At 44.7% G+C, this 21,074-nt stretch carries 9 protein-coding genes and 1 pseudogene; 8 read left to right on the top strand and 2 right to left on the bottom strand.

Going from position 1 to position 21,074, the window contains the following annotated elements:
• Window positions 1-6 precede the first annotated feature (6 nt).
• The 5 genes from GOU96_RS05895 (at window position 7) to GOU96_RS05875 (ending at window position 5,527) form a co-directional block, all read left to right on the top strand.
• A complete protein-coding gene (locus GOU96_RS05895) occupies window positions 7-798 on the top strand; it encodes an AraC family transcriptional regulator (RefSeq protein WP_267782659.1) in 792 nt (263 codons plus the stop codon).
• 10 nt (window positions 799-808) lie between these two features.
• A complete protein-coding gene (locus GOU96_RS05890) occupies window positions 809-2,695 on the top strand; it encodes a methyl-accepting chemotaxis protein (protein WP_267782657.1) in 1,887 nt (628 codons plus the stop codon).
• 22 nt (window positions 2,696-2,717) lie between these two features.
• On the top strand, window positions 2,718-3,941 hold the full coding sequence (locus GOU96_RS05885; RefSeq protein ID WP_267782655.1) for an EAL and HDOD domain-containing protein: 1,224 nt from the start codon (window positions 2,718-2,720) through the stop codon (window positions 3,939-3,941).
• Between the two features lie 60 nt (window positions 3,942-4,001).
• Window positions 4,002-4,613 (top strand): GGDEF domain-containing protein, encoded by a 612-nt coding sequence (locus tag GOU96_RS05880; protein WP_267782652.1) that lies wholly within the window; start codon window positions 4,002-4,004, stop codon window positions 4,611-4,613.
• Window positions 4,614-4,900: 287 nt separating this feature from the next.
• A complete protein-coding gene (locus tag GOU96_RS05875) occupies window positions 4,901-5,527 on the top strand; it encodes a heme-binding beta-barrel domain-containing protein (RefSeq protein WP_267782650.1) in 627 nt (208 codons plus the stop codon).
• A 255-nt stretch (window positions 5,528-5,782) separates the two neighbouring features.
• Here the strand turns inward: GOU96_RS05875 and GOU96_RS05870 are convergent.
• Together GOU96_RS05870 and GOU96_RS18610 are read right to left on the bottom strand one after the other, a co-directional pair.
• Window positions 5,783-6,693, bottom strand: a pseudogene (locus GOU96_RS05870) (IS5 family transposase).
• Between the two features lie 238 nt (window positions 6,694-6,931).
• Window positions 6,932-7,168 (bottom strand): hypothetical protein, encoded by a 237-nt coding sequence (locus GOU96_RS18610; protein WP_420719673.1) that lies wholly within the window; start codon window positions 7,166-7,168, stop codon window positions 6,932-6,934.
• A 229-nt stretch (window positions 7,169-7,397) separates the two neighbouring features.
• Between GOU96_RS18610 and GOU96_RS05865 the strand changes: the two genes are divergently transcribed.
• The 3 genes from GOU96_RS05865 (at window position 7,398) to GOU96_RS05855 (ending at window position 20,870) form a co-directional block, all read left to right on the top strand.
• Complete coding sequence (locus GOU96_RS05865) at window positions 7,398-20,108, top strand: PLxRFG domain-containing protein (RefSeq protein WP_324701948.1); 12,711 nt, start codon at window positions 7,398-7,400, stop codon at window positions 20,106-20,108.
• A gap of 154 nt (window positions 20,109-20,262) precedes the next feature.
• Window positions 20,263-20,517 carry an AbrB/MazE/SpoVT family DNA-binding domain-containing protein gene (locus GOU96_RS05860; protein ID WP_001260269.1) on the top strand — a complete coding sequence of 85 codons (255 nt, stop codon included), beginning with the start codon at window positions 20,263-20,265 and terminating at the stop codon, window positions 20,515-20,517.
• Entirely contained in the window at window positions 20,517-20,870 is a 354-nt protein-coding gene (locus GOU96_RS05855) for a type II toxin-antitoxin system PemK/MazF family toxin (protein ID WP_000257156.1), read from the top strand. Before GOU96_RS05860 ends, GOU96_RS05855 begins: the two co-directional genes overlap by 1 nt.
• Window positions 20,871-21,074: the final 204 nt, after the last annotated feature.

Here is a 21,074-nt window from a genome sequence, read left to right as displayed (position 1 = left end):
ATGCCTATGTACAGTGCGGTTAAGTTTACATACGGTAAAAATGAAAGTAAATATCTATCATTATCTGAAGCATCAATCATATGTGTTAATGATGGCAATTGCGAAGTTACATATAGAAACTGTGCTGAAAATTTAAATAAAGGCATGTATGTTTTCATTAAAAAAAATAGAAGAATTAGAATAAAAGTTCTAGATTGTGAATGTCAACTCGCATTAATATCATTGATTCACCCTCCTAAAATTGGTTTGGTATCTAAATCATTTAATGAAAGTAAAAAAAAGATTTATAAGCCTTTCTTTATTTTAGATAACAATATTAAGTTTAGCAGTACAGTAAATGCTTTGAATTGTATTAATAACCTTAGTTCTGAATCTGATGGTCAGGTATTTATACTAAATGCATTTTATGATTTTTTGTCTGAATTAGGTCTTTTACATTTTATGTTTGATCATGAGCCCATGGAAAGTATAAAAAATGGTTTCGATGATATTGTATATGATTATTTGGTTAATATAAAACCAGAACAACAAACAATTAAAAATGTATCCGATTTATTTGGTTTAAGCAGATCCACAATAATTAGGAGGTTGAGAAAATCAGATTCTACATTCAAACAGTTAGTTCGAGAATCAAGAATGGACATGGCACGAGAGCTTCTAGAGACTAAAAATATAAACACAGAATATGTATCTATGCTTGTTGGTTATCAGTCAACAAAACTATTTAACGAGTATTTTTTTGAAAGATATGGTATCGAAACATCAAGACTGAGACTGGAAATTAAAGAAGAGAAATAAGAGGGAATATATGCGATTTGGTTTTTTAAGTAAAGTTATAATAATTTCATCAATTATATTAATGTTAACTGTGATATTTATTGCTTTTGAAGCATATTATACAGCAAAGAAAGAATTGGAGTTTTCAATCGATAATGGTCTGAATGAAATATCCATCGGAGCAGAAAAGTTTATTTCTGATAAAATAAATAATGATATAAACACGGCAAAGATGATTGTTGAAATTGTAGAAAACGATACTAAAGATCTTGAAAGAATTAAAGAATTGATAAATAAAAATGAAATTAGATCATCATTTATATCAGTTGGAATGGGTATTGAATCAAATGGTGAAATTATTGAAAATGATCCAGAATGGATACCTGATGAAAAATATGATCCAAGATCTAGAGATTGGTATAAGAATGCTAGAGCTAAAGGGACTGCATATTTAACAGAACCATATTTGGATTATTCAGGTAAGAATATGTTAATTTCGATAGGTATCCCCTTGTATGATGATGTTAATAATGTTTTCTGGGGGGCTATGTATTTTGATTTAAATGTTTTAAAAATATCTGAATATATAAAGTCTGTATCACTATTTGATTCTGGATATATGTTTTTAATAAATAAAAATGGAGATATAATTATACATCCAGATATGGATTTTATAGGAAGGAATGTTAAAGGAATTCACCCTGGATTAGATATTAGTAAAGAGAGTAAGTATATTGATTATAATGATGAGAAAACAGAATGGGTGTATGTAAATCAGATCTCAGGTCAGGACTGGTTTTTAGTTTCAGTTATTGATGAAAATAATGTAATGAAAAGTATATCAACTCTGAAAACAGAATTGTTTATTTATGCATGTTTTGGTTTAATTATAGGGGTAATAAGCTTAAGCTTCTTCTCGAAGAGATTAATGAAACCACTAAGAAATTTGGATGCAGCAATTAAAGACATCGCGTTTGGTGATGGTGATTTAACTAGAAAACTAGATACAAACGTAGAGGTGGAATTTTCGAGCCTAGCTAATAACTTCAATCATTTTACTGAAAATCTTAGTGGACAGATAAGTAAGTTAAAAGAAATTTCAACAATTGTTATGTCTGGGACTCAACAGACATCAAGTAGCTCGCAGATCGCATTTCAGGTTGCCAATGAACAACTCGGCGAATTAGAACAACTTGCTACAGCGATGAATGAGATGGCAGCAGCAGCGATAGAGGTTTCAAATAATGCACAAGTTGCAGCAGATGCTACGATGGAAGCAGATCAAGCTACGCAAGATAGTAGTAACGTCGTTAATGAAACAACAAAAGTTATTGAAGAGTTATCTGAAAAAATTGGTGATACTGTTAACCATGTTAAAGCTTTAGAAGCTGCAACTAATAATATCGAAAAAGTATTAGAGCTCATTAATAGTATAGCTGATCAAACAAATTTATTAGCGCTAAATGCAGCTATAGAAGCTGCTAGAGCAGGAGAGTCGGGTAGAGGATTTGCAGTTGTTGCTGATGAAGTAAGGACTCTAGCTAAAAAAACGCAAGATTCAATTACGCAGATTAGTAGCATGATTGAGCAACTACAACAAGGTACAAATTCTGTATCCTATGCAATGCAAGAAAGTAGAGAAAAAACAAATAATGTTGTTGATATGGCGAATCAAGTTAATAGTAATTTAAGTATGATTAGCTCATTAATTAGCCAAATATCTGATATGAATATCCAAATTGCATCTGCAGCAAATGAACAGAGTGTAGTAGCGGGAGAAATTAACAGAAATACAGTTAAAATAAAAGATCAGTCAATAAATTTATCAGATGCAGCTAACAAATCAAATAATGAAATGCTTATTCAGATAGAAAATGTAAATGAGCAATATATTTTACTAAATAGGTTCAAAGTATAATCATTTGATGAATGAGGTTATAATGCATAGTTTTTTTGCAAGACAGCCTATAATGGATGTCAACCATAGGGTCTATGGTTATGAACTGTTGTTTAGAAATAGTGAAGATAATACGTTTCCCAACGTTTCTAGTTGTAGTGCAACAAAGCGTTTGATCCTTGAGCAATTTATTGATGGAGATATCAGTAGGTGGGTGGAAAAAGATAAAACGGTATTTATTAATTTCCCCTCTGAGTTAATTATTAATGGATATGTTGAAGTACTCCCTAAAGAAAAATTTATAATAGAAGTTTTAGAAGATTCTAAGCCAGATGCAGAATTGATATCATCATTAATCACATTAAAAAAATCTGGGTATTCATTTGCATTAGATGATGTGGATGAATCAGTAATGAATATTTGGTTCGACTATATTTGGTTATTTGACTACATTAAAGTTGATATCAGAGATTTTAAAAATGAACACTTAAACGTTTTACTTAATCTAAAGTCTGATGATTGTGTCTTGCTTGCAGAGAAAGTTGAAACAGAATTAGAATTTGATTTGTACTTAAAATTTGGTTTTGAGTTATTTCAAGGTTTTTTTTTCGAAAAACCCAAAGTAATAAAATCTAATAAAATTGAATATGCCAACACTGAGGTTTTTGAGATTTTATTAGAAGTAATTAAAAATGATTCCGATTTATATAGAATTGAAGGTTTTTTTAATAGAAATCCTCAGCTAGCCTTAGGACTTTTGCGATATGTAAACATTTTAGGAAAAACATCTTCTCCGATTAGCTCTATAAAGCATGCGCTGGTATATCTAGGGTTAAATGATCTAAAGAAATTTATTCTGATCTTATGTTCATCTAATTTGAATAATAAATTGAATTATGATGTATATGCACAAGTTTTAAATAAGGCTAAGTTTTGTGAAGAGATGATGGGATTAATAAGTGTAAAGGATAAAACATCTGCATTTTTATGTGGAATGTTATCTCTTAGTAATGTTTATTTTTCTAGGGATATTAAAGATATAATAAATCAATTGCCAATATCGAATGTTATAAAAGATGCTATATTACAATTCAAGGGTGAATTAGGGTTGGTGTTAAATTTAGCTAATTTATATCAAGATGGAGAGTTGGATAAAGTTGAGAAGATTTTAAATAAAAATAGATTGGAAATTAAACTGATAGATATTATTCAGTCTTATAAAAATGCAGTGGAATGGAATGTGCAATGTGTTGATTTGATTTTTTGAAATCCATCTCCTATTGTTTGCATGGATTTTTAATTTAATTTAATTAAGAAGGCTATTGATGTGTTTTATTTTTGTAATATGTATTTTTTGGTTTTTTCAATTTTACTTGTTTTTATTTTGCTGTTATGTGTAATTTTTTTATGTAAAAAGATTTTATCCATAAAAGAAATTAGCAATATTTATGAATATGAAGCAAATCATGATTTTTTGACAAGCTTACCAAATAGAAATTTAGCATACAAAGTATTAGAAAGTAGAATAAGAGATGCAAAGAAATTTGAGTGTAATTTTGCTTTAGTATTTATAGATCTTGATGGGTTTAAAGATATAAATGATAAATATGGTCATGAGTATGGAGATAATCTATTAAAGTGTATTGGTCTGAAGTATTTGTCAATAATTTGTGGTAATGAATTTGTTTCACGATTAGGTGGTGATGAGTTTTTATTTTTGTCCGATTTGTATAAAGATCAGCATTATATGAATTCTTTGATAAAAAGAATAAAAGGTAATGGTGTGAAGAAGTTTTCTATAAATGGAAAAACTATCAGTATTACTGAAAGCATTGGAGTCTCGATTTATCCATTTAATGGGTACTCAAGAGATGAACTATTATCGTCGGCAGATATCGCAATGTATAAGCATAAGAATGCTACATGTATTAAGATATAATGTTTTGACTATGTAGTAATTGAATTATTCAAAAATTTATAACAACCATCCATTGTTTGTATTATATCTGATTATAGGCTTGTATTAAGTTTGAGATATTTATGGATAAATACTCTATAGAGTGTTTTTATATTTTTTATCTATTGTGATAGCTGTCAATTAAACGATATAAATTTAAACTGATTGATAATTTAAATTGATGTGGATCAATGTTGTTATATATTTTAAATATATTATGTTCTGGCTCAATCAATATAATCTCTGTCAATAAACAAAAGGAAAGTCACATGAAAAAATTTTTAATTCTATCTATTATGTTAACAGCATCTTCTAGTTTATATGCTCAACAATCATCTATTGTTGATGGTATGGATTTTGGACCTTTAGCAAACCTCATTGGTGAATGGAAGACTGCAGAATCGGGTGGTGTTGATGTCGCCCCCGGCCAAGATGGCAGCAAAGTTGGTAAAGGCGGACCTGCTGTAGAGCCCTATTATGAAACGATTACATTCGAACCCGCTGCTGATGCTAAAAATGCTAGTCAACAATATCTTGTTGCACTCTATTATAAGCAAGAAGTATTTAGGAAGCGTGATAATGGTAAGTTCCATGATCAAAGAGGGTATTTAATTTACGATAAAGAAAATCAAATGGTATACAACTCATACTGTATACCAAGAGCTGTCTGTGTTGTGACTGAGGGTAAAGTAGGTAAAAAGATCCAATTTAATACTCAAAAGCGAGGCATTGCGGAAAGTGAATACATGACAAAAAATGACACAACAACAGATTTTTCAATGATATTGGACATTAGCGAAAAAGATATGATAAAATATTCTCAAACAACCTCTTTGCATGTGTATGATAAACCTTTTTCACACACGGATTCAAGTACTCTTATTAGAGTGAAATAATATTTATTACGTGAATTTTTTATATTTTAATCTATAAGCATATACTGTAGAATATATATTCTTTAGGTCTATAAGCTATGTTTTAAAAGTATGATCGTATTTATCATACTAACATCAGTCTGTCATGTTAGCCGCTGCCCTTTGGGTAGCGGTTTCTATGCCTAAATTATGTATCTGTATATGTAAAATGAGGTGCTATTGGGCTTTGTTGCGTAATTCGTTTTCGAAGCCGAGTAGCCCTACTTAGATTGATAGTTAGCCAATACGGCAAGTTTTAGGCATACCAAGCCCTGTTATCTTATTTAACGCTTTGATCATCGCGTAAGTTTCACCAACTTGTGCGTTGTAATTTCTTAGACTTAATCGTCCACCAAGCAACTGTTTCACGCGATACATCGCCGTCTCGGATAGTGAACGCTTGTGGTAGCCATACCGCTCTTTCCAATGTTTATTCGAACCGTATAACTTTTGACAACCCACCGCTAAGTTTCTTGGATGACCTCGTTCCCAGAATGCTGCGCCTTCTCGTGGAGGGATGAGCGCTATCGCTCGTTTAATGCGGATTGCTGAGTGGCAACCCCTTGTGTCATAAGCACCATCGCCTGATATCTCAAGGATTTTTCGCCGTGTTTGCTTGAGCAAGTTAGGCTGCACCTCTGCATCAGTGACCGAAGATAAGCTCAACTCTGCGGCAATAATTTCGTGTGTACTCGTATCTACTGCGAGATGTAATTTTCGCCACACTCTGCGTTTACCATCCGTGCCATGTTTTTTGACTTTCCACTCACCCTCACCATAAACCTTGAGGCCAGTAGCATCGATAGCAAGGTGCTGAATCGTTTTGTTTTGAAACTCACGTTAACGTCTTTGGCTCGACGACTGATACAACTGTAGTGTGGGCAGCGCAGTGGGAGTTGGGCAAGTTGAAAAACGGAATCCATAAAGCCTTGCGAAGCACGCAGTGGCATGGAAAAGATACGCTTTACCATCAAAGCAGTAGTGATGGCTAATTCACTGAAAACATGAGGTCTCCCACGCTTGTTTTGCTTCTCTTGTTTCCACTCACTTATCGCTTCTTCGTCAATCCAAAAAGTCAGAGAACCACGATTGATGAGAGCTTGATTGTATTGTTTCCAGTTGTTTGTTTTGTAACGTGGTTTCGGCATGAGGCTACAGAGTGAATGAATGTAGCCGATCAGATCGTAAGCTATTGATTTAGTTCCATCGATTTACGCAACAAAGCCGTGCTATTGAGTAAAAATAGTCACCAAAGTCGACCATCCTTACTTCTACAGATATGAGCCAGTTTATCTTTTTAACAAAGGGTTTTCAGTTTGAAACGCCTCAAATACTACAGCACACTACCATATAACTATTATCAAAGCTGCCGGTCTTAATGAACAACTACTTAACTGAACTTGGTGAACTTTCGTGCGATTTCATTGCAGTGAATGAGAGCTTTAATATCGTTGTGCTTGCTTTCATATCAAGAGTTTGTGTTGTGTCAACTACGACAACGCCTTGGTTTTTGTACCTGTACTCATAAGCGATGTTATGAAGTCTCATTCGAGTGATAGGCTCCTGCGTTATGGAGCAGACCATTTCCATTTCGGATTCGTTAAACTCATCGTTGGAGATCACTAGTACGAAATGAGGCTATATACTCCTCTATGTCCTTGTAGTTCAAAGTCGGTATTAGCCATCAGTTCTTTGATAGCGAACCGCGTTATTACATCGTTTATCAATCCGCCAGTGATATAGTCGTATCCAATAAATTGTGGTAGCGTTTCCCACACTAACACCAGTCTATTAATTAAACCGCTGCCCTTCGGGGTGGCGGTTTTTTTATGCCTGAAATTTGGAGCCGCACATGCAAGACAAGAAGTTATTGGGCGATGAACTCTCACCAAAATCGACCATTAATGCCTCTACGGATATGAGTCAGTCTGCCTTTTTACCGAAAGGCTTTCAGTTTGAAGCCCCTAAAGCGCCGCAACGTAACTACGATGTGACGTTAGGGGATACCGCTAAAGCCGTCGGTAGTGGCGCTCTGCGCTCACTGGCCGGCCTTGGTGAACTTTCGGAGAACTTCCTTGGTGTGGGTGAGAGCTTTCGAGATTTGATGTCGTCTGGCTCTGATTATCTGCAAGAGAGTATGACTCAAGATGGCCGTGACGCCCTGAACTCTCGTATTTTTGAAGAAAACGAAAATGGCAATCCGACGTTTGCCGAAGGTGCGGCGGATATCGATGTGTGGGCGATGAAAATCGCTGACGGGCTAGGTTCGCTGGCGGCCAACTTTGCCGGTGGTGGTTTTGCCGGTGCGGGTGCAAAAGTGGCACTGCGCTCAACCATTACTAAATCGATGCTGAAAAAGGGCATGACAGAAAAGGCGGCGCAAGCCGTGGCTGATAAAGCGATCTCTCGAATGGCGGCTACCGGCGCGGGTGCAACGGGTGTAGGGACGTCGCTCGGTGGCGCAAGCATGGATGCGCGTGACGCGGTAATGCAGATGGATAGCTCATGGCTTGCGGATAACTCGAAGTATTTTCAGCAATCCTTGCTCCGCCTTGCGGATGATCCGCAATATCAGGGGATGAGCGCAACGGAGTTATTCGACCTTGCTAAAGAAGAGACGGCCAGTTATGCCAGCTTGCAAATGTCTACCGACCCGACCGCCGTGGCGGCCTCTGTCGCCGGTGCAATGGGTGATAAGTATTTGTTTGACGCTTTACTCGGCAAGATGGGTAAAAAGGCTGTGGTTGCTGGCGCAGCGAAAGGTGCAATTACCGAAGGCGGTACGGAGTTTATTGAGGGCTATGGTCAGACTTATGCCCGAAACCAAGTAACCAATGAGGTGACGGGACAAGAGATTGACCCTACGACCGGTGCTTTGGTGGATGGCTTGGAAGGTGCGGTGATCGGTGCTGCGCTTGGTGGCCCCATTGGTGCTGTCGGTGGGTATCGAGCTAAAGGGCAACCGACTGAGAATGCGCCCGCGCAAACGAACCCACAGAATGTTAGCGATACTCAAGAGCAAGAGATTGCAGAGCAAGCCGCAGAGGATGCGCAAGCAATGCCTCACAATGGTGATGCGCCCGCGCAAACGGCGGCGATGAATGCCGATGAGCCGGTGTTGAACCCACAAGGGCAATACGATGAGTTGCTGCAAGGTGCGCAGCAAAGACAAGCGGATAATGGCAGGGATGCGGCAATCCGCTCTCGCTTTGCGCAAAGTCGCCAAGCGTTGACGGAGCGTGGTGTGTTGCCAGAGCGCAACGCTTACCAAGAAACGATTGAGATGGCTCGCGCCGTAGACCCCACGCGGGCTGCGGAGATTGAGCAATTCTTGAAAAGTGAAGAGGCTGACCAAAATCCAGAGTTGACCGCACAGCTAGAACGAGAGTACGAGTCTCTTGCGCAAAAAGGGCGTGATCTCGATATCGACCCGACGTTAACCCAAATTGAACACCGCCAAAACCAAAACCGTTTGGATATGGCCAAGCGTGAGAAACCGCACCAGCGTATCGAGCGCAAGCAGAATGAGTACCAGCTCGATGATACGGTAAGCTCACGTAAAGCAGCGATTCGCGCAGAAATGGAACCTCAGTTACTCAAGGAAGACCGTAATAAGCCTGAGCTTCTAGAGCGCATGGTGGAGCTGGAATACGCCCGCCGCTACCCACAGCCTGAGAAGGAAAAAGCGACCGGCGATCAGGATGATGGCTTAGCGCAGTTTAAGTCTGCCCGTTTTGACCGTGATACGGCGCTCGCGGCGATTGAAGCTAAGGCGCAGGAGAGTAAGAATGCCGCGCAATTGGCCGCCGCACAGCGCGAAAGAGACAGCCGCCCTGCTTCACCGGATGAGAATCCAGCATGGTTTGGTGTGCATCCTGAATCGGGTGAGCGCACGACACGCGCTTTTATGCGTGACTTGGCCAACCAGAAAGGACAGGCACAAGCTTCTGAGCGCCAAGCCGATCTCGATGCGCGCCGTGAGCGTTTAGGTCAGCAGGTATCGAGCTTTGTGGAACGCCCAAACTCGATGAAAATGCGTGAACAAGGCAAGAAGCCTATCCGTGATTTTGCGGGGATTGCGGGAAAAACGTCAAGAATGTCGAAGCGTTTACGCAAGCGCTTAAGTCGTGCGAAAGGCTTTGATACCGATGCGGTTTTAGCGGAATTTCAAAACCATGAGAAGCGCCTCGCCGCCTATGAAGAAGCCGCCCGTCGCCGTGCTGACTATGAGGCGAATCTGCCTGAGAATATCGAGCGTCGTAAGAATGCCGAAGCGCTGTTTAAAGAGTTTGTTAGCGACACTGAGGCGCGTACCTTTGCTGAGAACGAAATCACTCAGACAATCAAACGAATTAATGCGTTAGTTGATGCCTCGCCACAAGGTTCGGTATTAGAGCTGGACGGGCAAACCAGCTCATTACCGGTTATTAAAAAGCAGATGGCACACAGTGTGCGTAATTTGGCGAATCAGTTTGTGGGTAAAACTGCCGCGATGATGAACGCCGCCGCACTTAAAAAGGAGGCCAGTACACAGTCCGTAGGAAGCTTGGACGAGCCCGATATCATTCGACAAGCAAAAGCGGTGATCCGCGAGGTCATTGATAACAATGGTGGAGCCAAACCCAAGCTTAAAGGCGTACGCGAAGCTTATCGAGATAAAGGTTTTACCGCAAAGGCGCTACAAGAAGCGCTAGGCGATAAGTCCCTTGCGGATTTCGAGCGTGAGCAAAAAGAGAGCTATACCGAAAGGTTATCTGCCTTATCTGAACCTTCAATTCATTCTGGCCAAGAAGTACCACTACAATCAAAAGGAGATATCGACCATGGCAACGAAACCTCAAATACAGCAAGACTTGATGAAAGATCTTCGCCGCAATCCGAAGTACAAGAAAATGAGCAACGAGGAACTGACGCCAATCGCTCAAGCGTTAGCGAAGAAGACGCGAGCGCGGGAGGACGAGCTAATGAGTCTAGGCGTACATTACCTGACAGCACAGAGCGAAGCGTATCGAGAGACGCTATTGAACGCCTAGCGCTCGATGAGGTGGATAACCTCGCCAATGGAACTGCTACACAAAGGATCGCCGCGAATATCGCGGCGATTCGCTTAATGAAGGATCTCACTCAGTCAGGAATGCCCGCGACGCTTGAGCAGAAAAAGGTACTGGCACAGTATGTGGGATGGGGCGGCCTCGCTTCTGTGTTTGATAACACGAACACTTCCAAAGCACAGCAAGCCGCGCACCAAGAGCTAAAAACGCTGCTGACCGAAGAGGAATACAACAACGTTCGGATGAGTACCCGTAACGCCTTCTATACCTCAGAGGCCGTAGTGAAAGGCATGTGGAGTGGTGTGAAAGCGTTGGGCCTTGGCAACAGTCCGATGAATGTGGTCGAGCCATCGCTGGGTTCCGGTAACTTTATTGGTTGGCAACCGTCCGACATGCGCGATCAATCGCGCTGGTTTGCCTCCGAACTCGATCCTGTCACCGGCAATATTGCCAAGCTTATCTACCCTGAAGCCGATGTTCAGGTAAAAGGATTCCAAGAAACGCCGTTTAAAAACGGCGTTTTTTCTTTGGCGATTGGCAACCCGCCTTTTGGCAGTCAGTCTATCCGTGACAACAAGAACCCTGATATTTCAGGTATGGCGATCCATAACTATTTCATCGCTAAATCAAGCAAGCTTTTGCATGAAAACGGTTTGCTGATGATGGTGGTGACAAACCGCTTCCTCGATACGCTGAACAAAAACCACAAACAACTGAGCCAAGAGCTGGATTTTGTCGGCGCGGTGCGCCTGCCTAATACGGCGTTTAAGAGCAATGCCGGTACGGAAGTGACCACGGATATCGTGGTGTTTCGCAAGCTTAAGCAGGGGGAGACGGCCAAGAATACGGTTTGGACGGACGTAGACGGCGAGGTGAGCGGTTTTCGTGTTAACCAGTGGTTTGCGCAAAACCCGCAATACATCCTGGGCGAAGTCGCGCAAGGCACGATGTACCGTGGGGATGAGAACGAATCGACGGTTAACCCTGTTTCGCAACATGCGAACCTTGAGCAGTCAATCAGCAAAGCGCTGGCCTCACTCGCACAAGGGCAAGATTTAGCGTTAACCCCTGAAACCAAAGATGCGATTGCCGGTGAGGTGATGTTGGCGGAATCCGACCTTGCGATTGGCGGCATGATGGTGAACGCCGACGGCAAGGTGATGCGCCGTGGCGACGATCACCCGACGAAGGGTGCTCAGGTGTATGAAGTGACGCCCGATTCGATTTGGAGTGATGATGGCTGGTTGATGAGTCGAGTGCGCCATTTTGTCGAGCAGGGCGATAAAGCGCGCCTACAACAGTTCGCGGACAATGAGTTTCTGAATAAAGGCAAAATCAAAAGTGATTTTACCAGCTCAAAACTCAAAGAGAGCGCGGTCAAGGCGGTGCTGGCTTACCTCACCGGACAGCAGTCCCAAAACCAAGCTTTGAACGCGCTTGATGACGCCATTGATAACACGCGCCTTGGTCCTAATAAGTTTCGCAAACTGAAAGCGATGCTGACCATTCGCAATAGCGCACTGGCACTGCTGCGCGCCGAGAAAACCGGTGCGGGGGATATCGAGCGTCTGCGTCAGCGCCTGAACGTGCAATACGATGAATTTGCTCAGGCGTTTGCGACCAAAGGCAAAAACAGTAAGCCCGCGACGCTGACTGAGAGCTTGAATCTTCTCGATGGCGATACAGGGATTGAAGCGGGCTTAGATAACGTCAGTGACAGCGGCGAAGTCACTAAGAGTGATCTCTTCTCAAAACGTTTGCTCTTCCCTTACAAGCGCCCTGAATCAGCCAGTAATGTGTCGGATGCGGTGAACTACTCGATGCGTGAACGCGGTAAGGTCGATATCGAGTACGTGAGCGGTTTGCTCGGTCTTGGCTATGATGAGGTGCTGGCGAAGCTGACCGAAGGTGAAAAGCCGTATTTGTTGATGAACCCTGAAACGCAAAAGTATGAGTTCATCGACGACTACTTATCGGGCAATGTGAAGGCGAAGTACCAAGCGGCGAAGAGCGCAGGGCTAGACACTAACGTGAAGCTTTTGGAAGCAGTGATTCCTGAAGACAAAACGCCAGAGCAAGTGAAGCCCTCTATCCGTGCAACATGGATTGACTCTGATGTATTTGAACGCTTTGCCGAAGCGCTAGGTTATAAGGCTAAGGTGAATGTTAACCGTCATATCGGTGCTATTTCAGTGTTGGGCGAGGCGGGCGGCTCACTGAGTGCATTAGGCTCACAGTTTAAGCATGACCGTGCCACACTGGCGGATTTATTGAACTCTGCGGCCAATGGTAAATCGCTGGTGATTTACGACACCAATGGCAAAGAGCGCACCAAAAACGAGAAAGCGACCAAGGAAGTTAACGCGCTGGCCAATAAGCTCGCTTCGACGTTTGTGACGTGGGCGAAAAGTGATGCGCAGATTGCTAAGCAAATCGCCGATAACTTTAACGAGCGGATTAATACTCACGTTAACCGTAAATACAACGGGCGTTTGTACCTGCAAACCGTCGGGATGAACCCTGCGGTCGATATGCGTAAAACCCAGCTCGATGGCGCGCTTCGCATGATCCAGAGTAAAAATACCTTACTCGATCATACCGTGGGGGCGGGTAAAACCTTTACGGCCATTACTGGCATGATGGAGCGTAAGCGTCTTGGCCTAAGCAAAAAGCCGATGGCGGTGGTTCCGAACCATATTCTTGGCTCCTTCCATAAAGATATTTTGAAGCTCTACCCGTCGGCTAAGGTGCTGGTCGCGGATGATAAAGCCTTTACCGCCAAGAAGCGTAAGCAGTTTTTCTCACGCATTGCGACCGGCGATTACGATGTGGTGCTGATGGGGCATAGCCATTTGCGTGCCATGCCCAATGATATTGAGCATTTCCGCACGGTGATTAACGAAAAAATTGACGAGCTGCGCAGCGCACTGGAAGAAGCGAAAGCCGAAGCTAAGCAGTCTGGGCAGCGTGGGGCGACGGTCAAACAGATTGAGGACTCGATTTCTCGTCTGCAAGACAAAATCAAAGAGAAAGAGGAAGCGCTGAGTAAGAACGCTGACCAAATCGGGTTTAGTTTTGGGGATTTGGGCGTGGATTACTTGGTGGTCGATGAGGCGCACGAGTTTAAAAACCTGACTTACGCGACACGCACTGACCGTGTGGTAGGGATGAACGATCCGAAAGGCTCCGAAAAGGCGCTCGATTTGCTCATCAAAACCCGCAGCATTCAGGGCTTAGAGAACGGTGGCGTGACCTTTATGACCGGTACGCCGATTTCTAACAGCTTGGTCGAGGTGTACACCATGATGTATTACCTTGGCCACGACACGCTGAAAGAGCTGAAAATGTCTTTCTATGATGCGTTCGCCGGCTCGTTCTTCAATACCGAAATCACCTTGGAATATACGCCCACCGGCACGGTGAAAGAGCGCAGTGTGTTGAAGGGACTCAATAACATGCAGCAACTTTCGACCCTGTATCGTCAGTTTGCCGATGTGATCACCCAAAAAGATATGGTGAACATCTTCCGTCAGGATGTGGAGGCCAAGAACAAGGCGACGGGCGAGAATAAAGCGACCCGATTCCCTATCCCTAATATCAAAGGCGGTAAACGTCAGCTTAACATCGCACCAGCGACCGAAGCTCAGCGCGAGTACAACGACTATCTGATTGCCCGTATGGAAGCGTTTAACCAGCTCAAAACCAAAGAGGAGCGAATCGCTTACGCTAAGATTGATAACCCACTGTGGGTACTGACCGATGCGAAAAAAGCCTCGCTCGATGTGCGCTTGGTGGACCCGACCGCACAGCGTGATCCAACAGGGAAAGTGGCTCGCGCCGCCGAGCGGATCAAATCGATTTACGACCAGTGGCAGGACGATAAAGGTACACAACTGGTGTTCTCTGATATGGGGACGCCCGCGAAGTACGCGATTGCAACGGTGAAATCAGACCTGAAAAGCTTGGCGGAAACGGTCTTAGGTAAGGGCAAAGCGGCAGCGTTTATTTCCAGTCGTTTGGAAATCTACGAGGGGGAAATGCCTTACTCGCAAACGCTAAAAGAGTTGGTTGATAAGGTGAACGCTCAAGCGGAAACCGGCGAGATTGATGCGGACCAGTACGAGAAGCTGGAAGAGCAGATCCGCGAACTGACCGCCTCTACCATGACGGCGGATACCGGCTTTAGTGTGTACGATGACCTGAAAGCCTCGCTGATGGAAAAGGGCATTCCCGACGATGAGATTGCGTTTATCCACGACTACAACACTACGTTGAAAAAAGAGGCGCTGTTTGATCGCGTTCGCCGTGGTGAGGTACGGGTATTGATTGGCTCATCGATGAAGATGGGCGCGGGAACCAACGTGCAAAATCGTTTGGTGGCCTTGCATCATATGGATGCGCCTTGGCGTCCGTCTGATATGGAGCAGCGTGAAGGGCGAATTGTGCGTCAGGGCAATGAGTTTTACCAACGTGCCGCGAACGCGGGTAAACCGGAAGACTTTGAGGTTGAGTTGATTGCTTATACCACTCAAGGTTCGAGTGACCCTGTGATGTGGCAAATCCTAGAGCGTAAAGCGGGCGCGATTGAGCAGTTCCGTAACGGCGAGTTAGATGAGTTTGTTGAAAACAGCAATTCGGATGCGGATAGCTACGCGGAGTTTAAAGCCGCGTCAACCGGCAACCCTATTTACCGTTTGAAACTGGAATCGGACGCTAAGCTTTTGGATTTAGACAGCTCTTACACGGCGCAAGCCAGCTCGATTGGCGCGGCCAAGCGTTTTGTTGAGCGTTTTGACGATGAGAAAGCCGCGATTGAATTGCGCCTTGAAACGCTACGTCAGGCTGATATCACGGAGTTTGATGCACAAGCGTTCACAGAGCTGTACCGTGATGCACAAGCCGATTATTTAGCGGCGGATAATGAATACGATGCGGCGATGGCGATTTACTCTGAGCTGGATGCGAAAACCCGCAAAGAGCGTGGCTTGAAGAAACCGCAAAAGCCTAAGCGCCCAATGATCCATGAACTGGATGATGAGTATTCTATCGAGCTGAATAAGGCCATCATTCAGCCCGCGATTGCAGCGATCGAGCAATCTCGGCGTTGGCAAGGGGAAATCAAGCTGGGTAAGCAATTGGGCTTGGTGATGGACGTGGATTATTTCACCCACGAGGGAACGAAAACGCCTCTGATTGACGTGCGCTTGGTGGATGGCAAGGGTAAGACCATCGACTATATGGCGCGAGGGATGCAAAGCAGTTCGATTGTGCAGTCGCCTAAGCTGATGAATGCGCTGCACCTTAATGCGATTGCCACGGCGTTAAATGGCGAGCAAGAGCGCTTCGAGAGAAAGCTGCAAAGCTTGCAAAGTACGCTCAAGGATTCGCGCCAGATTGCCAAGATGGATATCACCGCGCTTAAACAAGAGCTGGATGAGGCGAAAAGCCGCAACCTGTGGTTGTCGGTAGAAGCCTCGATGGCCGATATCAAAGAAGAGCTACGCCGCAGTGAAACGCCCAACAAGTTTGTTGACCGTGAAACGCTGCGCAAGGTGAAGCGCTCTACCTTTGATCCGAACTCTATCCGCCCTGAAACGGTTGAGCATAACGGCCAGCGTTACCAGACAGTGGGTGTGCGCATTCCTTATCCCGGCTGGCAATACGATTCAGTCATGCCGGCGCTCGATGCTAACGGGGATTATGTGCATCTTCTTCTTTCACACAACTCAAAAGTGGGGGAAGCACCGGTACTGTCTGAGGTGATACCGCAACCGACTCAAACGCCCAAAGCGGAGTATGCGTTTTTAGCTGAGGCTAAAGCGCGCCATGAAGCGCGCCAAATTGAAGAGGCCAAACGCGAGATTAGCTCGCCAGTGGATGAGCCGTCGGGGGATTCAGCGGCGAGTGATGGCGTCGTTTTGTTTAGTCGTACCAGTACGAATGCAGGGCGTACTGGGGTGAAAACCGGAAAGATAGCCGGTGGAATCACTGTGAAACGGAGCGCCATTGATGCGGTGACTCGCACGGCGCTCGGCAAGCTCGGCCTCAAAGACTTCACGCTCCGCTTTGAGACGGTGGATACGGAGGCGGATCTTCCTGATTATGTAAAAACTGCCATAGCCAAGAATGATGCCCAAGGCGAAGTGTACGGGCTTTATGACACCAAAGAGCACAAAGTCTGGTTGGTCGCTGAAAAACATAATTATGCCTCAGAGGTAGAAGAAACGATTTTCCACGAAGTGGCTGGTCACGTTGGATTAGCGCGATTGCTCAAAGAAGGTAAGGCGCAACCGGATATGAATACCCTAGCCTTAAGGTTAGGCGGCCTCAAAGGGATTCAACGGCTTGCAGAGAAAAATGGTGTTGATTTAGCACCTTACTTAAATTCCGCGCAGACGCTCACTAAGGCAGATGCCGAGGAAATTCTGGTACAGGAGCTGGTGGCGCATCTTGCTGAGCAGCAAAAGTTTGCGACCCCAATTCAACGTTTATTGGCGAAAGTGCGCGCTATGCTGCGCTCGCTATTTGGTTTTATTTACTCTCCTGAGTTTAACAATAATGAATTACTCACCCTGGTATTCAAAGCTAAGGAGCAGCTAAAAGCGCCGCCGCCAAAAGATAAGGTGACAAGACCTGAGAATAATACGCTGTTTTTCTCTCGCTCAAGAACGCTGGGCGTGCCAGCGTATACGGCATCTACGTCAAACCAGATGAGCGCCGATGAGGCGCTGGCTCAAAAGCAAAACGCTTTGGTGAGTAAAATCAAACAGGCGCTGTATGGTGCGCCGGTGATTGGGCAATCGCTCGATGCGCTTGGCCGCAACAAATACGCGATGTTGACGCTGCGCCAGATGGGGGAAGTCTCCACCGTTATTGATAAGCCTTTGGGCAAGATGATTGACGCCTACCAAGATGAAATCAACTCTATGGTGGTGACACAGAACATGTTGGCCGAAGAGGCGGCTAAGATGGCCGAAGATCTTAGCGATTGGGCTAAGGCGAACCCGAAAGAGGCGGATGAACTCTTTGCTTTTGCGCATGAGGCGACCTTGGCGGATGTGGACCCGTCTGAGGCGTTCCAATCCCGCGAGGAAGAGCTGAAAGAGAGTATTGCTAAGCAAGAGCGGATTTTGAAAGAAGAGGGCGGCTTAAACAGTGAACGTGGCTCTAAGGCTTGGAAAACCCTTCAAGAAGAGCGAGAGCTTTTGAAACAAGAGCCAAACCGCCGCAAGCGCCATGTGGAGTTACGCCCCAAATTTGCCCGCCTTAACGCTGAGCAGAAGCGCCGTTATCGACAAATGCGCGATCACTATCGTGCTCAATCTGAGCGGATGAATAAAGCGCTCGAAGAGAACATTGTACGAGCGGTGTTTGATGCCAAGATCCGCAAAGCGATGCTGGCCGAGTTGCGCCAACGTCACGAGCGCGCCGCCAAAGGTTTGTACTTCCCATTGTCACGCCACGGTGATTATTGGATTGATTTTGCCGATGAGAACGGCGAACGCCAATTTATGATGTTTGAAACCAAAGGCGAAATGGAACTGGCCGCCGAGAAACTGCGTAAGGCGGGCTTTTCCCTCAACTCTGGTATGAAAGCGCAATTTAATGCGGTGCAGAAGGCGTCGCTGCCGTTTGTGGCCGATGTGTTGCAGTTGGTAGAGCAAGCGAACATGCACACACCGGCAAAAGAGTCGCTGAGTGATGAGATTTACCAGATGTATTTGCGCACCTTGCCCGCTCGCTCGATGCGCCGTAACTTCATTCACCGCAAAGGCGTGGCCGGTTTTAGCCAAGATGCGGTGCGAGCACTGGCTGACCAAGGCTTTAGACAATCGCGCCAGCAGGCTCGCCTCGACCATATGGATATCTTGGATAACCACCTCGATAGCATTCAGAAGTACGTGCATGAGCTGCCGAACAATGTGGAAGCCGACCGTGTAGTGGAAGAGCTGAACAAGCGCCATGAATGGGTGCGCAATCCTTCCCGCGCTGGTTGGGCGCAAAAGCTTACCAGTTTGGGCTTTGTGTGGATGTTGGGTTTAACGCCTGCCGCAGCAATTGTGAACTTAACCCAAAACCTTCAAGTCGCCCTGCCTATTTTGGGTTCCCGCTACGGTATGGCGGAGTCTTCCAAAATGATGAGCCAAGCGACGGCGCAATACCTGAAAGCGGCATTTACCAGAAACCGCCCGAAAGGTCAGGGGATATTGGGAAGCGTGCTCACCGGTGGCGAGAAAGAGGCGATGCGCCGTGCGGTTGCGCAGGGCGTGATTGATGTTACGCAAGCGGCAGACTTAGCTGGTTTGGCAGAGAACCCCAACGCGAAGTATTCAGGGACTTGGAACAAAGCGATGAACATCATTGGTTGGGCTTTCCACCATGCCGAAGTGTTTAACCGCGAAGTGACCTATATTGCGGCCTACCGTCTTGCTATGAAGAAACACGGCGACCATGAAAAGGCGATCGCAGATGCTATCAAAGATACGTGGGATAGCCATTTTGACTACTCATCGATTAACCGTGCGCGCTTTATGCAAAGCGATATGGCGGCAGTCGCCCTACAGTTTAAGCAGTACAGCCAGAACATGACTTATTACTTGTGGGCGAACCTAGCCAAAGCGTTAAAAGGGGAGACGCCCGAAGTCAAATCGATGGCACGTAAACAGCTTTTAGGAACGCTGGCCTCGACCTTCTTTATTGGTGGTGCGGGTGCGTTGCCATTGTGGGCGATCACCACGGCGATTGACGCGGCGCAAGAGATTGCGGGGGATGATGATGAGCCGTTTGATACTGAAACTGAATTAAAACGTATGCTGGCCGAAGCGTTTGGTAAAGAGAACGCGGCGTTAATCTGGCATGGCGCTTTACCAAGTATTTCTGGCCGTATCTCACTCAATGATTTGTGGGTGCGCAGCATTAACCGTGATGTGGATGCCTCCACCGCGTATGTGGAATACATGAAGCAAGCGTTAGGACCAGTGATTGGTGGTATTGGTGTTTCATGGGCGCAAGGCTTGGCCGATATTTCTAACGACCAATTTGCTCGCGGTATCGAGCGTATCCCGCCTAAAGCGATTAAAGACGTGCTTAAAACCGCTCGATACATCAATGAAGGTGGCGTGAACACGAAGAACGGCGACGAGATTGTGAGTGATCTAACGGCCTTTGAGCTGCTTGGCCAAGCGTCTGGTTTTGCGATTGGCCGTGCGAACCTTCAGTATGATGAGAACAATGCGATTAAGAACTATGAAACCTTTATCGTTAAGCACCGCCAAAGCTTGATGAACGCCTACTACACGGCCTATCGCCTGAAAGATGGTGAAGCAATGAAGTCGGTGATGGTGAAGATCCGCAAGTTCAATCAATCGCAATATGGTAAGCGTAATCCCATCACCACAGAGGGTTTACAGCAGTCCATTAAAATGAGATTGCGTAATATATCGAAAACTCAAAACGGTATTCGACTGAACCCGAAACTTGAAAGGCTGGTGGCTGAGTACGATTTCTTCTAAGTAAAAACCTCACTGCAAATGCCGCTGCGAGGGGCTTATGCTAATGAGCCATGCTTAGTAGATTAAGAACTCAGGCTATAACAATGTTGACACTCCGAATGGAGCCTATACAATCTAAATTGTTATAACAATGTGCTTACGCTAGAGGTGAGGTATGCGTACTCAAATACGAAAAATTGGTAACAGTCTTGGCAATATCATTCCAGCTACGTTTATTCGTCAGCTTGGATTGGTTGAAGGTGCTGATATTGAAGTGAAAACTGAAGGTAAGAGGATCATTATTGAGCCAGTAGAACGTCAGAAAACGCGCTTTCCGTTCAGTGAGAAAGATCTATTGAAAGGTTTGAACGCTCACACAGGTCATGCTGATGAAATCGCTGTAGTTTCCGGTAAAGAGCTAGGTGAGTAATGGCAACATACATACCTCATCGTAATGACATTATCTGGTTAGATTTCGACCCCGTGAAAGGGAAAGAGATCGGCAAATATCGTCCAGCTCTTGTGCTTTCTAGCAAAGAATACAATCAGCAAACAGGGTTACTCATTTGCTGTCCGATTAGCACCAGTATTCGCGGTCAAGCTCTCGAAGTTCCAGTGAACAATCTTGATAAGCCGAGTGTAGTGGCTGCGAGTTTGATTCAAACCTTATCTTGGAAAGATCGAGCCGCGAAAAAAATTACCACTGCCGAGCATGGCGTGATGGAAGATGTGTTACTCCGACTTATTCCACTGATTGGTGCTGAGTCGCTATTCGAAGACTGACATGGTGATATGGGTTGATAGAGTGGACAATACGAGAAGGTGAGGGCCGGGGGCTATTCGTCAGTTTCAAGATCTGGTATTGCTTGATATGGCAGAATTTGTGTTCAAAAAGTCATATTTTTAATCGCCCCATTTTAGCCCCAATTATGGTGGGCTTGCCGCTACTGCATTGATTTTAAAAAGTAAAAATGAATGGTGCGCAAT

The organism is Vibrio sp. R-1, assembly GCF_035615595.1.
GTDB lineage: Bacteria > Pseudomonadota > Gammaproteobacteria > Enterobacterales > Vibrionaceae > Vibrio > Vibrio cholerae.
Note: the sequence above shows the minus strand (reverse complement) of the source record. Positions and strands in the feature narration are given on the sequence as shown.

Excerpts from the sequence above, each read along its gene's own strand:
- GOU96_RS05895 (WP_267782659.1), top strand. The coding sequence starts at position 7 with ATGTACAGTGCGGTTAAGTTTACATACGGTAAAAATGAAAGTAAATAT.
- GOU96_RS05890 (WP_267782657.1), top strand. The coding sequence starts at position 809 with ATGCGATTTGGTTTTTTAAGTAAAGTTATAATAATTTCATCAATTATA.
- GOU96_RS05885 (WP_267782655.1), top strand. The coding sequence starts at position 2,718 with ATGCATAGTTTTTTTGCAAGACAGCCTATAATGGATGTCAACCATAGG.
- GOU96_RS05875 (WP_267782650.1), top strand. The coding sequence starts at position 4,901 with ATGAAAAAATTTTTAATTCTATCTATTATGTTAACAGCATCTTCTAGT.
- GOU96_RS05865 (WP_324701948.1), top strand. The coding sequence starts at position 7,398 with ATGCAAGACAAGAAGTTATTGGGCGATGAACTCTCACCAAAATCGACC.
- GOU96_RS05860 (WP_001260269.1), top strand. The coding sequence starts at position 20,263 with ATGCGTACTCAAATACGAAAAATTGGTAACAGTCTTGGCAATATCATT.
- GOU96_RS05855 (WP_000257156.1), top strand. The coding sequence starts at position 20,517 with ATGGCAACATACATACCTCATCGTAATGACATTATCTGGTTAGATTTC.